Source organism: Lysinibacillus sp. FSL H8-0500 (assembly GCF_038051955.1).
In the GTDB taxonomy this organism is placed as follows: Bacteria; Bacillota; Bacilli; order Bacillales_A; family Planococcaceae; genus Lysinibacillus; species Lysinibacillus macroides.
Genome location: NZ_CP150292.1, coordinates 3,290,771 through 3,307,813, shown reverse-complemented (window position 1 = coordinate 3,307,813; position 17,043 = coordinate 3,290,771). Strand labels below are relative to the sequence as shown.

Sequence of the window (17,043 nt, the reverse complement as noted above, 5' to 3'; positions counted from 1 at the left end):
ACATACCTATTTAAAAGTATGTCTCAGCGTAGCGATAAACTAAATTTTTATCATCTTTTACATTTAACGTTAGTTTCTCGCGATTAAATATTCTTCTTAATCCTTGAAACCTTAAAAAAAGATTGTGTGGAGAGCAATGTAAAATAATAGACAAAGTTGAAACATTGGCTTTGTCTACAGCCTGAAACATACCCATTTAAAAGTATGACTTCATCTTATAATAGGGATGCTGATTTTATACCGATTGGCCATTCCGTATAGGTGTGTTGGTTTGTCTTTAATTCAACAAGAATATTGGCATTTTTTATAGCATCAATTAGCCACTCGCCATAGTGCTGATCTGGCTGGGGGTGCTGTAAAATTTGTTGCATATCTTTTTTATCGAGATGTAGCAGCTTGTAGTTACATTCGATGCTTACTTTTTGAGGAATAATTGACAGTGATTCATAGGGATGCCCAAGTGAAATGGCATCAGGGATAAATCCTTGGATACGTAAAATATGGGTGTAGGCTTCTCTGGTGTGTACATCAACTTTTGTGCGTGTTAAAAATTCAAACTCTAACGGACTATCTTGAAGAGGTCCGTTTGCTGTAGCAAATGACATGACTTTGATTGATCGTTCTTGAAATGCAGATGAGATACAATGATCAAATTCAGTGATTGTATCCAGTAATCGCATGTAGTCCACTCCTTGTGATAAACTTGATTTTCTTGTTGCAGAGAGTTTGTGAATGATGAAAAAATTTAGACTATTCTAAGTATAATACAATTTATGACAAAATATGAATACAAAAGCAATGTTTTTTTAGTGAATAACTTTAAAATGATGACTATTATATTTTATGTGATAAGAAAGAGCTACAATACTTCGCTAGAGAAGGAGCCCACACATAGTGTAGGAAAAGGGATTGAAGTTAAGCTTGTGGAAGGCCCTTACGTATTAATAGAAATCATTGTTTCAAAATTTGCTTATGGCGAGTAAATAATAAAAATAGTGGTAAAGAGGTGAGCGACATGACAAAACGGAAGCATGACGTCATTAAACATAACAATATTGTTGTTTTTCCAGGCACTGTTCAAGCTTTACTACGTGAAGGACATAAATTTGCTGAGAATCATCAATATGACAAGGCGATCGCAAATTTTGAAAGGGCATTTATGTATGAAATGGGTGATGAGTTTGCTCTTAGTGCCTATGCCTTTGCTCTATATGAATTAAAAGACTATGATAAAGCTAAAAATGTGTGTGAACAGTTGCTTGCTATGGGCACGACTCTGTATGTAGAAGTGATGGAATTATATATTACCGTATGTATGCAGTTAAAGGAATACAATCAAGTGGAAACATTGATTACAACGCTTCTCGAAGAAAATGTGTTGCCAAATGATCAGATCGAGAAATTTGAACGCTTGAAAAATTTAAATAGGGAAGTGTCTAACAATCTTGCAAAAAAGGAGGAGGCACAATATTTGATAGAGACCCAAGAATATGAACTATCACAATTTTGTGCACTTACACCAAATGAGCAATCCATGCGTTTACAACGTTTGATGGATACAAATGTAAGGCAATTGAAGGTAGCATTAAAGGCTATTATTGAGTGTTCCACAGTTCATCCCTTTGTGCAGAGTCTAGCTGTAATTTTACTAGTGGAACAAGAAGTAGCAATTGATGTGACTGTATCAAAATTTAATCAAACAAAAACCGTTAATCCTGCTCATCTCGCATTACCTAATCAGCTACCACAGTATAAAAAAATAAAAAATATTGTTGAAAATAAATTAGAACAAGACCCATCGACCCTGGAAATGGTACAATATTTAATGGCGAAGCATGCTATTGTGACATATCCGTTTGAATGGCAGCCATTTGAAGCCGAGGATGTTGCCTACAGCTATATTGATTTTGTCTTGTCGATGTTAGGAAATGTGCAAGAAATGGACGATGAAATTAGCGGATTTTTACAAATGTTAGAAAAGCTAACAGAACTACATTCGCTATGAAAAAAGTTGAAACTACACACATCTATGTTATACTAAAATGGTTGTCAAAATCGTAGTTACGAATGAATTGTCTAACATTTAAACTTGATTATTTATTTGGAGGTATTTATACATGTCAGCAAAATGGGAAAAACAAGAAGGTAATATTGGTACTCTTACAGTTGAAGTACCTGCTGCAGAAGTAGACGCAGCAATGGACCAAGCGTTCAAAAAAGTTGTAAAACAAATTAATGTACCAGGTTTCCGTAAAGGTAAAATGCCTCGTAAAATGTTTGAACAACGCTTTGGTATTGAATCTCTATACCAAGATGCACTAGAAATCATCGTTCCTGATTCTTATGCAAAAGCAATTGATGAAGCAGGAATTATGCCAGTTGATTATCCAGAAATCGCTGGTACAGAAAACTTTGTGCATGGTCAAGATTTCACATTTACTGCACAAGTAACAGTAAAACCAGAACCAAAACTTGGTGAATACAAAGGTTTAGAAGTGGCAAAGCTTCCAGTAGAAACAACAGATGAAGAAGTAGAAGCGCAAATTCAAGAGCAATTAGCTCGTAAGGCAGAGCTTGAAATTAAAGAAGACGAAGCAATCGTAGAAGGCGATACAGCAGTAATCGACTTTGAAGGTTTCGTAGGTGAAGAAGCTTTTGAAGGTGGCAAAGGTGAAGACTACCCACTAGAAATCGGTTCAGGTTCTTTCATCCCTGGCTTTGAAGAGCAACTTGTAGGCGTGAAAGCTGGCGAGTCTAAAGATGTTGTTGTCACATTCCCAGAAGAATACCATGCAGCTGAATTAGCTGGTAAAGAAGCTACTTTCAAAGTAACAGTGAAAGAAGTTAAAACAAAAGTTCTTCCCGAATTAGATGATGAATTTGCAAAAGAATTAGACCCAGAAGTTGAAAGCGTTGAAGCTTTACGCGCTAAAATTAAAGAACAAACTGCTGCTCAAAAAGCAACAGAATCAGATGCAGCTCTTCGCGATGAGCTAGTAGAAAAGGCAGCAGATAATGCTGAATTTGACGTACCAGCAGGTATGATTAACTCAGAAACAGACCGCATGCTACAAGAATTTGCTCAACGTCTACAAATGCAAGGTATGAATTTAGATCTTTACTATCAATTCTCAGGTCAATCTGAGGAAGATTTACGTGGCCAAATGAAAGAAGAAGCTGAAAGTCGTGTACGTGTATCGTTAACACTTGAAGCGATTGCAGAGGCTGAAAAAATTGAAGCAACTGAAGCTGATATTGAAGCGGAATTAGAAAAAATGACTGCTCAATTTAATATGACAAAAGAGCAAATTACTGATGCTTTAGGTGGTACAGCTGTATTAGAAAATGACATTAAAATTCAAAAAACAGTTGAATTTTTAGTAGAAAACGCTAAAATTACTGAATAAGATTTTATGGAACTTGATAGTTAATAGAAGACAAGGTACGGCATTTAACCGTGCCTTGTTTTATCACATAGACTGATCAATCAGTCCCCATCTATTTACTTTACACTTCACTTTATACATAGTATTGTTAATTTTTACACGATGTGAAATTTAGCTTCATTCAACAAAATTTTTCTCTAAATGCAATAAGCCTAGGCGAATAAATGTAGTAGATTTTAAAGGAAAGCTATGTAGCTGAACGAGATGTCAGTCGTTTTAAGCCATCTTGTCTCATAAGTGTCAGTAGTGAAGAGCCGTAACATTTGAACATAGTAAAGTCGCGAAGCAAACGGATTCCGAAAAAAACATACTGCAAATAGTAAAGGAATGCTAAATGAGTAAATGAATTGCTCATATTTCCAGAAAGAGCTTGTTATGCTAGTGTGAGACTCTTTCAGAAAAACTTCATTCATTTGGTGAGAATAGATATATTGTTCAAAATTTGTTCATCGTGAGATAATGGAAGTAAAAAACATGATCAATTACCTGCATAAATGCAATGACATAAATCATGTAGACAATTTATTTGATAAAGGTTCAATAATCTTGTAAGATTGTTGCTTGAATAGGGGTGAAACATATTGTTCAAATTTAATGATGAAAAAGGCAATTTAAAATGTTCATTCTGTGGAAAGCCACAGGAACAAGTACGCAAATTAGTGGCAGGTCCTGGTGTTTATATTTGTGATGAATGTATCGAGCTTTGTTCAGAAATCGTTGTAGAGGAACTAGGTGTGGAGGAGGAAATTGAATTCCAAGATATTCCAAAACCGAAAGAGATTCTAACGATTTTAGATGAATATGTTATTGGACAGGAGCGCGCTAAAAAGGCATTAGCTGTAGCGGTGTACAATCACTACAAGCGCATCAATACAAATAGTAAAATTGATGATGTAGAACTGGCAAAATCGAACATTGTGTTAATCGGCCCAACTGGTAGCGGTAAAACTTTATTAGCTCAAACATTAGCACGTATATTAAATGTTCCATTTGCCATTGCAGATGCTACTTCTCTAACTGAAGCTGGTTATGTTGGTGAGGACGTTGAAAATATTTTATTAAAATTAATTCAATCAGCCGATTATGATATCGAGCGTGCTGAAAAGGGCATTATCTATATTGATGAAATCGATAAGGTTGCTCGTAAATCAGAAAATCCATCAATTACACGGGATGTTTCTGGTGAAGGTGTGCAACAAGCCCTTCTTAAAATTCTTGAAGGAACAGTAGCAAGTGTTCCACCACAGGGAGGACGTAAACATCCTCATCAAGAGTTTTTACAAATCGATACAACCAATATTCTATTTATTGTTGGTGGAGCGTTTGATGGTATTGAATCGATTATTAAACGTCGCCAAGGTGAAAAAGTAATTGGTTTCGGTTCAGATCCAAGTAAAGCAAATATTGAAGAAGGTTCTATCATGGCCAAGCTGATTCCTGAGGATTTATTGAAATTTGGTTTAATTCCAGAGTTCATTGGTCGATTACCTGTACTTGCTAGCCTTGAACAATTAAATGAATCAGCACTTGTACAAATTTTAACAGAGCCAAAAAATGCATTGGCTAAGCAATATCAAAAAATGCTTGAACTAGATGGTGTTGAGCTTGAGTTTGATGAAGATGCACTTGTTGCTATTGCAAAGGAAGCAATTGAACGTAAAACAGGTGCGCGTGGTCTTCGTTCAATTATTGAGTCAACAATGCTTGATGTAATGTATGAATTGCCTTCTCGTGAAGACGTAAAAAGATGTATCATTACAGCAAAAACAATTACGGATAAAGAAAAACCGAAATTGCTTCTTGAAGATGGCACTGTGCTCGATGAAGATAGCGACACAAAAACTTCAGCATAACGAACAGACGTAACTGTCTATGGTTATAAGATAGAGAGTAATTAGCTGACTTCGGTTGTGCAATGTTCGCACATATCGACGGTCAGCTTTTTATTCATTCTTACATAATGCCAATTGTAAAGAGAAGAAATTTTTGGCTCGTTTGATTAACTAGTGTGAATCAGTTTTTTAGACACATACTAGTAGCGCGGGATATGAACATAAAAATTTTGACGGAGGTGAATGCCCGCATGGTAACTATACAAAAAACAACAAATGTACCATTATTGCCTTTACGTGGGCTTTTAGTATACCCATCGATGGTGTTACATATTGATGTGGGTAGAAATCGGTCTGTAGCAGCGCTAGAGCAGGCCATGTTAGAGGACCAAATGATTTTATTGGTGACACAAAAAGAAATGCATGATGAACAGCCAGAAGAGCAGGATTTATATTCAATTGGGACAATGGCCTATGTAAAGCAAATGCTAAAATTACCAAATGGTACGTTGCGGATTTTAGTAGAGGGACTTGCGCGTGCAACATGGACAAATTATCGTGTACTTGAGAAGTATACCGTTGTGGATGTTGATATTAAAGAAGAGTCAACGAACAAAGACGTAGAAACACAAGCCTTAATGCGTACATTGTTAACATATTTTGAAAAGTATGCAAAGTCCTCCAATAAAATTACAAATGAAACGATCAGTACGGTAGTAGATATTGAGGAGCCAGGGCGTTTAGCAGATATTATTGCCTCTCATTTGCCTTTTAAGATTGCGGATAAGCAAGAGGTACTGGAAATGCTTAGCGTAAAAAAGCGACTTGATCATTTAATTATTCGTTTACATGATGAACAAGAAGTATTGGATCTTGAAAAAAAGATTAGTTCCAAAGTCAAGCAATCGATGGAGCGTACACAGAAGGAATATTATTTACGCGAACAAATGAAGGCCATTCAAACAGAGCTTGGAGACCGTGAAGGGAAAACAGGTGAGGTAGCAGAATTACGACAACGCATCGATGAAGTTGGCATGCCTGATTCCATAAAAGAAGTGGCTCTTAAAGAATTGGATAGATATGAAAAAATACCAGCTGCTAGTGCCGAGAGCGGGGTTATTCGAAATTATATTGATTGGCTAATCTCCCTCCCATGGACAAAGGCAACAGAGGATCGTATGAATATCGCTTATGCGGAGAAGATTTTGGACCGCGATCATGATGGTTTAGAGAAAGTAAAAGAGCGTGTTCTTGAATATTTAGCGGTGCGTCAGCTTAAAAATTCACTAAGAGGACCTATACTATGCTTAGCGGGACCGCCTGGAGTAGGTAAAACCTCATTAGCTCGCTCGATTGCAGAGAGCTTAGATCGGAATTTTGTCCGCATTTCATTAGGCGGTGTACGTGATGAATCAGAAATTCGCGGCCATCGTCGCACCTATGTAGGAGCAATGCCAGGACGTATTATTCAAGGTATGAAAAAAGCAGGCACGATTAATCCTGTATTTTTATTAGATGAAATTGATAAAATGTCTAATGACTTTAGAGGGGACCCTGCAGCAGCAATGCTGGAAGTTTTAGACCCTGCACAAAACAATACATTTAGCGATCATTATATTGAGGAGTCCTATGATTTATCCAATGTCTTGTTTATAGCAACTGCGAATGATTTAAGCACAATTCCAGGACCATTATTAGACCGTATGGAAGTAATTTCAATTGCGGGTTATACAGAAATTGAAAAAGCGCAAATTACAAATAATCATTTAATACCGAAGCAGTTGAAAGAGCATGGCTTGAAAAAAACGCAAGTGATCATTAAGGACGAAGCAGTGATTGATATTATACGCTATTATACACGTGAGGCTGGGGTTCGAAGTTTAGAACGTCAAGTTGCTACACTTTGCCGTAAAATTGCTAAAATTATTGTCTCAGGTGAAAAAAAACGTGTAACGGTTAACTCCAAGTCCTTACAACAGCTACTTGGCAAGCACCGTTTCCGTTATGGGCAGGCAGAGAAGGAAAATCAAGTAGGGGTTGCTACTGGGCTGGCTTATACAACAGTTGGCGGAGACACATTACAAATTGAAGTATCCTTAACCCCAGGGAAAGGCAAATTACAGCTTACTGGTAAGCTTGGTGAAGTGATGAAGGAATCTGCTCAAACGGCTTTATCCTATGTGCGTACCAAAATGGATAAGCTAAATGTCGATGCAGAATACTTCGAAACGCATGATATCCATATTCACGTGCCAGAAGGGGCTGTACCAAAAGATGGACCTTCTGCTGGCATTACAATGGCGACAGCAATTACTTCAGCCATTTTACATCGCCCCATTCGTCGTGAAGTTGGGATGACTGGTGAAATTACATTACGTGGCCGAGTATTACCAATTGGAGGCTTGAAAGAAAAAACATTGAGTGCTCATCGTGCAGGCTTAACGACAATTATTTGTCCAAAGGATAATGAACGGGATTTAGAAGATATTCCGGATAGCGTACGTGAGCAGCTTACATTTAAACTAGTGTCATCGGCTGATGAAGTGTTAGCCTATGCACTGGATGGAGGTTTTTAGAAAAATGAAAGTCCATAATGTCGAAATGGTCATTAGTGCAGTAAGACCAGACCAATACCCAGAAGATGGACTGCCAGAATTTGCATTAGCAGGTCGTTCAAATGTAGGAAAATCCTCCTTTATTAATCGAATGATCGGACGTAAAGCGTTAGCACGTATTTCTTCTAAGCCTGGCAAAACACAAACGCTTAATTTTTATAAAATCGAAGAGCAATTGTTTTTTGTCGATGTTCCAGGCTATGGCTATGCCAAGGTTTCAAAGTCTGAGCGTGAGGCGTGGGGGAAAATGATTGAGCGCTATTTAACAGGTCGCCATGAATTAAAGGCGGTTGTACAAATTATTGATTTACGTCATCCCCCTACAGCAGATGACCGCATGATGTATGATTTTTTAAAGCATTACAATATTCCTTGCATTGTTATTGCAACAAAGGCAGATAAAATCCCAAAAGGTAAATGGGATAAACATAAAAAAATTATCAAGGAAACATTAGATATGGCAAAAGGTGATCCACTTATCGTGTTTTCTTCAGAAACAGGTCTTGGCTTTGAAGAAGCTTGGCGAATCATTGAAAATAAAATGTAACAGATAAACATCTATTGCGTCTAAATAATTAGGACAGTAGATGTTTTTTTCTGTTTTCCCACGATTCAGAGTAGAAAATCCGGAAAAGTGCTTGATGAATAAAGGATTTGTCCGATAAATTACATAGGAGGTGGACTATAAATGGATATCGCAGCTTTATCAATGGCAATGAATCAAGCAACACTTATGCAAAATGTTTCGTTAGCGGTTACAAAACAGGTGATGGAAACGCAGCAGCAGACAACGGAACAGCTTGTTGAAATGCTAGATGCTCCACATCCAACAGCTGGACATACAATTGATATTCAAGTATAAAGCTCTCTAACTTTATAGAGTGGTATGTAGGCTATTGGCAATCTATAGAGGCGTAAGTTTTAGGGTTGACTAGCGCGTGTCAGTGTGACTTTTAACTTATTTAGCCATATTCAGAGAAGCCCACTGACAGAGCGGAAGTCAATCTCTTCTGACGATGACCATGCTACTCGAAATGAGATCTTTTCCAATGAAAAAAATACCAATGATACGATATAATAATAATTTATAAGGAGGCATGATTCTTTGAAAAAATACTCATACATAGTCATGATAATGTTATTGTTAATGATAGGCTTTTCCTTTAGCCAACCTGCAAAGGCTGCCCAATTGGTGACGGGAACCTTTGTAGATGTAACCTATACAGAACAGACAAATCCAGATGGTACAGTAGAACAAATACTGAGTAAGGTAACGTTACAAAATGCAAGTGGGCGAACAGTGACGTTCAATATTAATAAAAACACTCGCTTATTTATTAATAATACGTCCACAACAATTGAAGGCTTTAAAATGGGTATGGCGATTGAGGCAGAGGTATCTTTAAGAACGGTGGTTGAACTGCGTGGTACGTCCAGTGCTACAACTGAACCACGTCTTCCATCTGTTGAGAGCAATGCTAAAAAAATGACGGGTGTTGTAACAAGTATTGACCCAAATGGCTTATTTATTATGGTAAAGCCCGATATTGGGGATGAAACAAGCTATTATCTAAACAAAGATACAAACTTTCAAAAGGGCTCTTCAGCAACAGATATAAGTGCTCTTTATGTTGGGGACCGAGTGAAATTAAACTTTAAAAATAGTAATACCTCTGTTGTGACAAAGGTAGAGATTAGTGAGACAGGGACACTCGTAGAAAACTTATATAAAGGTGAAATCCAATCGGTTAATCCTAATACCAATAAATTAACTGTGAAAAACCAACATGCCTTTGTGAACTGGCAATTTGGCTCACAGGTAACTGCTGATCTTTCTACAATGACTTTTGCATCAAAAGCACCAATATATGTGGGCAATACAAAGGTCGATAAAGGGAATCTTAAAAATTATGTTGGTAGTGAAGTTTACTATGCTACTGTCAAACAATTTGGAAAAGAAGTAATTGAAAAAATTGTTGTCTTAAAAAATAGTGAACGCTCCTATTATGAGCCGATGCTAGCTGTAGATACAGAGTATCAACTATTGAAGCTAAAATCCGCAGGCACAATGTACTTCCATGATGGCACAATTTTAATTCGTAATGGACGTTTAATTGAGCCTACAGGGTTGATGGCGTATGGTACGGCTTTTGTTATTACAGATGGTGCCGCTCGTGATCATTATGCACAGGTGGTACAAGTAACAAGTGACAGCTTTATGTCACCCAACCTTGCTGGCCATGACTTGTATTATGGACGCCTATCACAGGCTGATGGCTACTTAATTGAAATTGATGATGCAATGAAAATTGAATCGAATGTTTTCAAGAAAACAGAGACTACTATCCTATCAGTAAGCAATACGACAAAGGCAAAGGTTGATGATGGTAATAAAACATATACGGTTATGCCAGATATTGAGCTTTATTTATCAGAAGGAGACTATGGTTACTTTTATGTGAAGGATGGCCATGTACAAGCGCTTCATATTTTAGATAATGCGAAGCCTGTTGCACCATTAATGCTAGCAGGTAAGCTGCAATCCGTGAAATCTACTTATCCTGCTGTGATTAATGTGAAGAGTGTAAGCCAATGGCAAGATGGCCGCTGGTATGAAGCTGGTGAAATGATTGATATGAATATTGATCAGGCAACACTCATAAAGGCAGGTAAAGTTATTCAGCCATCTGACTTACAGCCATCTGATCGATTAGTTGTATTATCAGATCGCTTTGTAAAAGGTCATGTTATTTTAGTCGACTAAGGAAAGAAGATATAAAAATCTGCGAGTCCAGTGCGAATAGTATAGATAAAGAAGCAATGTATTTATGAGTCAAGCAAATGTTAGATGAAATAACTACATGGCAATTACTTTCGAGGGACGAGCAGATTTTTTTATGACCAAACTTTATGATGCACTCATGCATAGTGAAAGAAGGAGAAGAGAATGCAAAAAAAATTATCCAAAATACTGCTAGTAGCGCTTGCATTTTTTGTTATAGGCGCCACTATTCCATTTCATATATCTGCCGCTTCATTAGAGACAACAGGTGCTGTAAAAAATGAATATACATATGAGGAAGCTGTTTTCCTATCAGGGAAGCCCGTCATTTTTAAAGGTACTAGTAAGGAACTTAAAATTTCTCAAAAGGAGTCAAAGGGGAAATTAACGGAAACTTACAATATGAAATTAACAGGCAGCAATGGTGCGTCATTAACTCGAAATATTGCTTATGAGTCCGATATTGTTGATTATGCAGTGCTTGGTCAAAAAACATCGAATGGCGAAGTAAAAAAATATACAGAAAAAATTACGATTGATGGTGTTACTTATACATTAGTGGATTATCAATTCTCTCAAGGAACGGTAACAGACAATCGCGCAGCCTCTGATTATTACTCAGGAAATGTTATTTCGAGAAAGACATATACCTATGAGACAGGAAGAGGAAGAGATGCTGCACAACATACAGTGACGATCGAAACAGATAGTCGTCATGCAGGTTACGAAAATTTTTGGGGTGCTACAGAAACACAAATTACAGAATCTGTTTACTCCTATAGTGATGGTAAGACAAGCCATGTTAAAAATCGCTTATCCACAAGTAAATCTCGTGTCTTAAATTACGAGGAAAATCTCGGTAGTTTAGGCAGCTTTGAAGGTGGATATGCAGTTATCAGTGACAAGGATGTTATTTCCGAATACACATATGATTTGGCTTCAGGTCAAAAAGGAACACTTGATTTAGAGACAGAATATATGCCGAAGCTTGAACGTCTTATTATTCCGAAATTCCGTGATTTAAATAATCATTATGCCAAGGACGCCATTGAAAAGCTTTATTCATTAGGTATTTACGAGGATGCCAGTAACTTCTTCTCACCGAATACACCAATGAAACGTGTTGATTTTACAGTGGCAATTGGGAAAGCGGTTGATTTACGTGTGGTGATAGAAGAGACAAAGAAATCTAAAAAAGCACCAGCTACAAGTGTCTTTAAAGACTTGAAGCGTTCGATGAAAGATTATGGCTATATTGAATCAGCTTTGAACAAAGGTGTAATTAAAGGCGTATCGGCTGATTACTTTATGCCCGATGCTGCCATTACAAGAGCGCAGGCTGCTACTATTTTTGTACGTGCTTTAGGGCTTGAAAATCGAGCGCCAGAGCCAGGCTATTTAACGAAGTTTGTAGATAATACTCAAATTCCAAACTATGCGAGAGACGGTATTTATATCGCAAATGAGCTTGGTTTAATGATTGGTGATGCTACGGGTCGTTTTAATCCAAGTAAACCACTAACACGTGCAGAGGCGTCAGCTGTTCTTGAGCGATTCTTAAAATATTTAGAAGATGATTTAAAACAAAACTATCGTGATGACATATTATTCTTTAACTAAGGAAAGGACTGAACTGAATGGTATATGTAAAAAAAGCACTGTTCTCTTTGTTGTGCTTGTTACTCATTTTAACAGTTGCAACACCTACTATTACGCAAGCGGCGACAACCATTAGAGATGTGCCGACAAGCAATACGAATTATAAGGCAATTTCATGGGCGGTAGATAATGATTTGATGTCCTTAAATAGTGCCAATAACTTTTTACCAGATGAACAAGTAACAGATCGTGAGCTTGTTCTTATGTTTGCAAAGCTAGATCGTAATTATGCATTATCTTATCTCGATAGCGTGGCTTATAATTTTTATAGTGATTTTTATGTACCATTTAACGGTACACATGTAAATGCTAATCGTACAAAAGCTGTCACACGTGGTCAATTTGCACGTATTTACGCAGCCTTTAAAGGATTAGATTTAGATGAACCACAGGCTGTACAATATTTATATACGAATGATTTATCGATAAATCCTACAAAAACATTTGCTAGTTTTAACCCATCTACAGCATTAACACGCAGTGATGTTGCTATGTTTTTATATCGAGCTGTTCAAAATGGCTCCTTTGCTTTACAAGGGCTAAAGCAAAGTGTTGCTGGTCGTGATAATGCTAGTATTACATTGCCACATGGTTTCATGGGTTCAAGCAGTACTGATTTTGAGGAGCCAACGAATAATACGAATGATTTTACAGGACCAGAATATGTTAATAATGCCTTACAAAGTATTGTCGTTGAAAAACCTGATTTAATTGCGAACGATGTTGATTCAACGCTTATTACAGTTTCTTTAAAGGCTTGTAATGGTGATCCAATTACGGACGATAAATCTTATACATTCCGTGTTACATCCTCTTATGGGGCAAAAATCGTGGATACTTCAGGGGAAGCTGTTCGAAATGTACAATCGGATGGTTCAACAGTTTCAGCCATTGTAATTGCACCTGCTTTAACAAAATCAGTACGTGATACTATTTCTTTTGAGCTAGTTAATAATACAGAACCTGCTTTAAAATGTCTTGTTGGCGAGAAATTAAACGCACAAGTTCGTTATTCACCGCAACCAGAATTGCGCATTGATTATCAAGTATACGATCCTGCTAATACGGACGATGATAATGGCAGTGTGACGCCTCCGTATACACCGTACGAAGATTTACCAGAGTTCTTTACAGAAAATATAATTGATGTCTATGGACCAGTACCGTTAGATCCTGATGAGGACGAAAAGCGATTTAGTATTGGGCAACAAACAAATGTGACAGATGCTTTAGGAAATGTTCAAAATATGTATTTACGTTATGGTGGAACAGATCCGAAGTATCCAGCATTAGGGTATGAGGATGCAATTTTGCAATTTGAAAACTATGATATTTCTGTGTATTTATTTGAAAAAATCTTGAATCATCGTATAGACGAATCTGTTACAACGCCTGCGAAGACAGAAATTATGTATATGATTTCTGATGATGGCCGTCCTATTTATCGTATTCAAGGAATCGATGATGCGATTGCTTCACAGGTTGAAAATATCAATCCCGTTGGTTCGATTATTCAACTAATGAGCCATATGCCTGAGGAAAAAGATTTAACACTTGAGCACTATGATAGTGTTATAAAAATTTATGCAATCCTCACAAATCTAAGTAATTATGATCGTACTGTGCTACTAAAATATCAGGGCGGGAAGTTACTTGGACAAGTAGAAGCCTATAAAAAGCGTGTAGATGCGCTGAAGGAAAGTGCGGATGCTGCATCGAGGCCGTCTGGTAAAGATCGTTATACAAAAGTAATGGTGACGCTAGTACGTCCAGGTGGAGAGCCAGTTACAGATTATCAAGGAACAGTTAAAATTAAATTTGATGGTGTAGAGAAAACAGCGTCATTTGTGACAAATACATCTGACCCATTAAATCATACAGGCAATCCAGGTACGGCTGTAGCATACTTTGACTCTGTAATTTATGGAAAATCTAAGGTAGAGGCTGTGCTTGTTAATCCAATAGACCCTCGCTATACAACCATATTAGAGGGTTTAAAGGATAAAAAAGTATCAAAGGAAATATTTACAAATCCATACTTTAGTAAAAATTCTTGTACGTTAACAACAGAAGTGGCTTATGTAGTGGATTACTCCTCCTCTATGAAAGCAGCTGATCCAGCAAACTACCGTGGAAAGAAAATGATTGAATTTATTAATCAGTTAAAGGCTAAACATAATATTGTAGTCGAAACCAATACAACAGCTACTGTACTTGGAGAAGGTACAACAGAAGATGTACTGAAAAAAGATCTTTATCAAGCATCGAAAGAAAAAGGTGCAACTGATATTTTATCAGGCATCGACATAGCACTGACAAAATTCTCCAATGACACGAGAACATCCAAGGCTATTGTTGTTGTTTCTGATGGTAAGACAAGTAAATCAAAAATGACGAAGATTATCAATGAAGCGAAAAAGCAAAATGTAAAAATTTACACAGTAAGTATGGGGAAAAAATCGCAAGTCAATGATGCTACATTAATACAGTTAGCAACAGCAACAGATGGTGCTTACTTCCATGCGCTTGATAATTTACAATTGCATCAGGTGTTCCAAAAGTTAATTGATGTGATTTTATGTAAAACATCATCATCAAGTTGTATTAATCCTGAAGATTTATTTGAAGAAGCTGTCGTGTCATTGCGTAAAGGCTATATTACAATGAGTGCTCGTATTGATGGGAATTGCGCAAATGTTGATAAAATGAATGTACGCTTTAAATCGGTTAGTGGTGATGTACAATTTGATCTGCAAAAACGTAGTGATAATGTTTATATGTTAACGAAAACTGTTCAAACAATGCAGGACTTTAAAGTCAATAATGAAATAGAGTTTGTAGCATACGATAAAGCTGGCAATATTATTGCACTAAAAACAGTAACAATTACAAATTAATCGAGAAAAACTGCCTCCTTTGATGGGGCAGTTTTTTATTGCTAAAAAGAGTGCATTAGCAGCAAATAGTGGGGAAATTTCTATTATGCTAATAGTTGGGATGCGCCGAAATTTTTGAAAAATTTTTTCATTTGAAACGGGATGTATAATTTGCTACACTTAGTTTATAATAATTCTAATGTAGATAATAAAGAGTAGTTCTTCATGACATGTTCACAAATTGTAGGTGAACTCTTGTCGAACTATGTTATAATGAGACTTATGAATTAGAACGTGTGAGGTGTTATTCATGCATACCATTGTAGTAGGCTTGAATTATAAAACAGCGCCTGTTGAAATACGTGAGAAGCTATCGTTCATCGAGAGTGAGCTACCACAGGCAATGGAAGCGCTGCAAAAGCAAAAAAGTATTTTAGAAAATGTGATTGTTTCGACATGTAATCGTACAGAAATATATGCTGTTGTAGACCAATTGCATACTGGACGTCATTTTGTGAAACAATTTTTAGCCAACTGGTTTGATTTGCCTGTGGAGACATTTTCTTCATATTTAACGATTCGTGAAGAAGATGAGGCAATCGAACATTTATTTAAAGTGACAGCTGGAATCGATTCAATGGTTCTTGGGGAAACACAGATTTTAGGGCAAGTAAAAAAAAGTTTTTTAAATGGACAAGAGATTGGCACAACAGGAACGGTATACAATCAGCTATTTAAACAAGCCGTAACATTTGCTAAGCGTGCACATAATGAAACGGCTATTGGCGAGAATGCGGTATCCGTTTCCTATGCTGCTGTAGAATTAGCAAAGAAAATTTTTGGCTCATTGCAACGCAAGCATGTAGCGATTTTAGGTGCAGGGAAAATGGGGGAGCTTGCGATCGAGAACCTTTATGGTAGTGGTGTAGGGAAAGTTACTGTCATTAACCGTACATTTGAAAAAGCAGAAAGCTTAGCGGCTAAATTCCATGGTGAAGCTAAATCCATGAAGGAATTGCAATGCTCTTTGTTAGAAGCAGATATTTTAATTACCTCTACAGGTGCTACAGATTATGTGATTGATTATGAGCTGATGCAATTTGTAGAACGCTTACGAAAAGGCAGACCATTATTTATGGTGGATATTGCTGTTCCGCGTGATATTGATCCACGGGTAGGCGACCTAGCAAATGTTTTCTTATATGATATCGATGATTTGCAAGGAATTGTTGAAGCAAATTTAGCGGAGCGTGAACGTGCTGCTGCTGATATTACAGAGATGATTGGCAAAGAAGTTATACAATTTAAAGATTGGATAGCTACTCTTGGTGTTGTGCCAGTGATCTCAGCTTTACGTAAAAAAGCAAGTCGTATCCAAGAAGAAACGATGATGAGTATTGAAAATAAAATGCCAGATTTAACGGAACGTGAACGTAAAATTTTAAGTAAACACACAAAATCAATTATTAACCAATTGTTAAAAGAGCCGATCCTCCAAGCGAAGGAAATGGCCAATGCACCAAAAGCAAATGAACAGTTACGTTTATTCCAGCAAATTTTTGGTATAGAAGCTGCTGTGGAAGCTGAAGTTCAAGAGATGACAAAGCAAGAGCTTGAGCGTAAAGAACGACGCTCGCAAGCAACTCAAGCCTCTGCTGAACCAAAATATTCTTTCTAATATGTGTAAATAGAGGTTGCTTTACGTGGATATTTTGCGCGATTAGATTCTCTACTGATATTACATGAGGCGTTTTCGTATCTGTATGGTAAACTAAAGATACGAAAACGTTTTTTACTGTCTAAACTATTGTAGCTTCACAATTTCACAATAAA

Annotated in this window: 11 protein-coding genes; 10 read left to right on the top strand and 1 reads right to left on the bottom strand. The window is 37.0% G+C overall.

Features of this window, described 5'->3' with window-relative positions; genetic code table 11:
• Positions 1-215: 215 nt before the first annotated feature.
• A complete protein-coding gene (locus MHB44_RS15775; protein ID WP_341299952.1) occupies positions 216-680 on the bottom strand; it encodes a hypothetical protein in 465 nt (154 codons plus the stop codon).
• A gap of 335 nt (positions 681-1,015) precedes the next feature.
• Between MHB44_RS15775 and MHB44_RS15770 the strand changes: the two genes are divergently transcribed.
• The 10 genes from MHB44_RS15770 to hemA all read left to right on the top strand — a co-directional run bounded on the left by MHB44_RS15770 (position 1,016) and on the right by hemA (position 16,888).
• Entirely contained in the window at positions 1,016-2,005 is a 990-nt protein-coding gene (locus tag MHB44_RS15770; RefSeq protein WP_341299951.1) for a tetratricopeptide repeat protein, read from the top strand.
• Positions 2,006-2,117: 112 nt separating this feature from the next.
• A complete protein-coding gene (tig, locus tag MHB44_RS15765; protein WP_341299950.1) occupies positions 2,118-3,407 on the top strand; it encodes a trigger factor in 1,290 nt (429 codons plus the stop codon).
• 620 nt (positions 3,408-4,027) lie between these two features.
• Positions 4,028-5,299 carry an ATP-dependent protease ATP-binding subunit ClpX gene (gene clpX / locus MHB44_RS15760; protein WP_341299949.1) on the top strand — a complete coding sequence of 424 codons (1,272 nt, stop codon included), beginning with the start codon at positions 4,028-4,030 and terminating at the stop codon, positions 5,297-5,299.
• A 230-nt stretch (positions 5,300-5,529) separates the two neighbouring features.
• Positions 5,530-7,854 (top strand): endopeptidase La, encoded by a 2,325-nt coding sequence (gene lon / locus MHB44_RS15755; RefSeq protein WP_341299948.1) that lies wholly within the window; start codon positions 5,530-5,532, stop codon positions 7,852-7,854.
• A 4-nt stretch (positions 7,855-7,858) separates the two neighbouring features.
• Positions 7,859-8,440 (top strand): ribosome biogenesis GTP-binding protein YihA/YsxC, encoded by a 582-nt coding sequence (gene yihA, locus MHB44_RS15750; RefSeq protein ID WP_341299947.1) that lies wholly within the window; start codon positions 7,859-7,861, stop codon positions 8,438-8,440.
• 141 nt (positions 8,441-8,581) lie between these two features.
• On the top strand, positions 8,582-8,755 hold the full coding sequence (locus tag MHB44_RS15745; protein WP_083448605.1) for a YjfB family protein: 174 nt from the start codon (positions 8,582-8,584) through the stop codon (positions 8,753-8,755).
• Positions 8,756-8,998: 243 nt separating this feature from the next.
• A complete protein-coding gene (locus MHB44_RS15740) occupies positions 8,999-10,657 on the top strand; it encodes a hypothetical protein (RefSeq protein ID WP_341299946.1) in 1,659 nt (552 codons plus the stop codon).
• A gap of 183 nt (positions 10,658-10,840) precedes the next feature.
• Positions 10,841-12,295 (top strand): S-layer homology domain-containing protein, encoded by a 1,455-nt coding sequence (locus tag MHB44_RS15735; protein WP_341299945.1) that lies wholly within the window; start codon positions 10,841-10,843, stop codon positions 12,293-12,295.
• Between the two features lie 17 nt (positions 12,296-12,312).
• Positions 12,313-15,231 (top strand): VWA domain-containing protein, encoded by a 2,919-nt coding sequence (locus MHB44_RS15730; RefSeq protein ID WP_341299944.1) that lies wholly within the window; start codon positions 12,313-12,315, stop codon positions 15,229-15,231.
• Between the two features lie 289 nt (positions 15,232-15,520).
• Positions 15,521-16,888, top strand: a complete 1,368-nt coding sequence (hemA, locus tag MHB44_RS15725) for a glutamyl-tRNA reductase (RefSeq protein ID WP_053996339.1) — start codon at positions 15,521-15,523, stop codon at positions 16,886-16,888.
• Positions 16,889-17,043 lie beyond the last annotated feature (155 nt).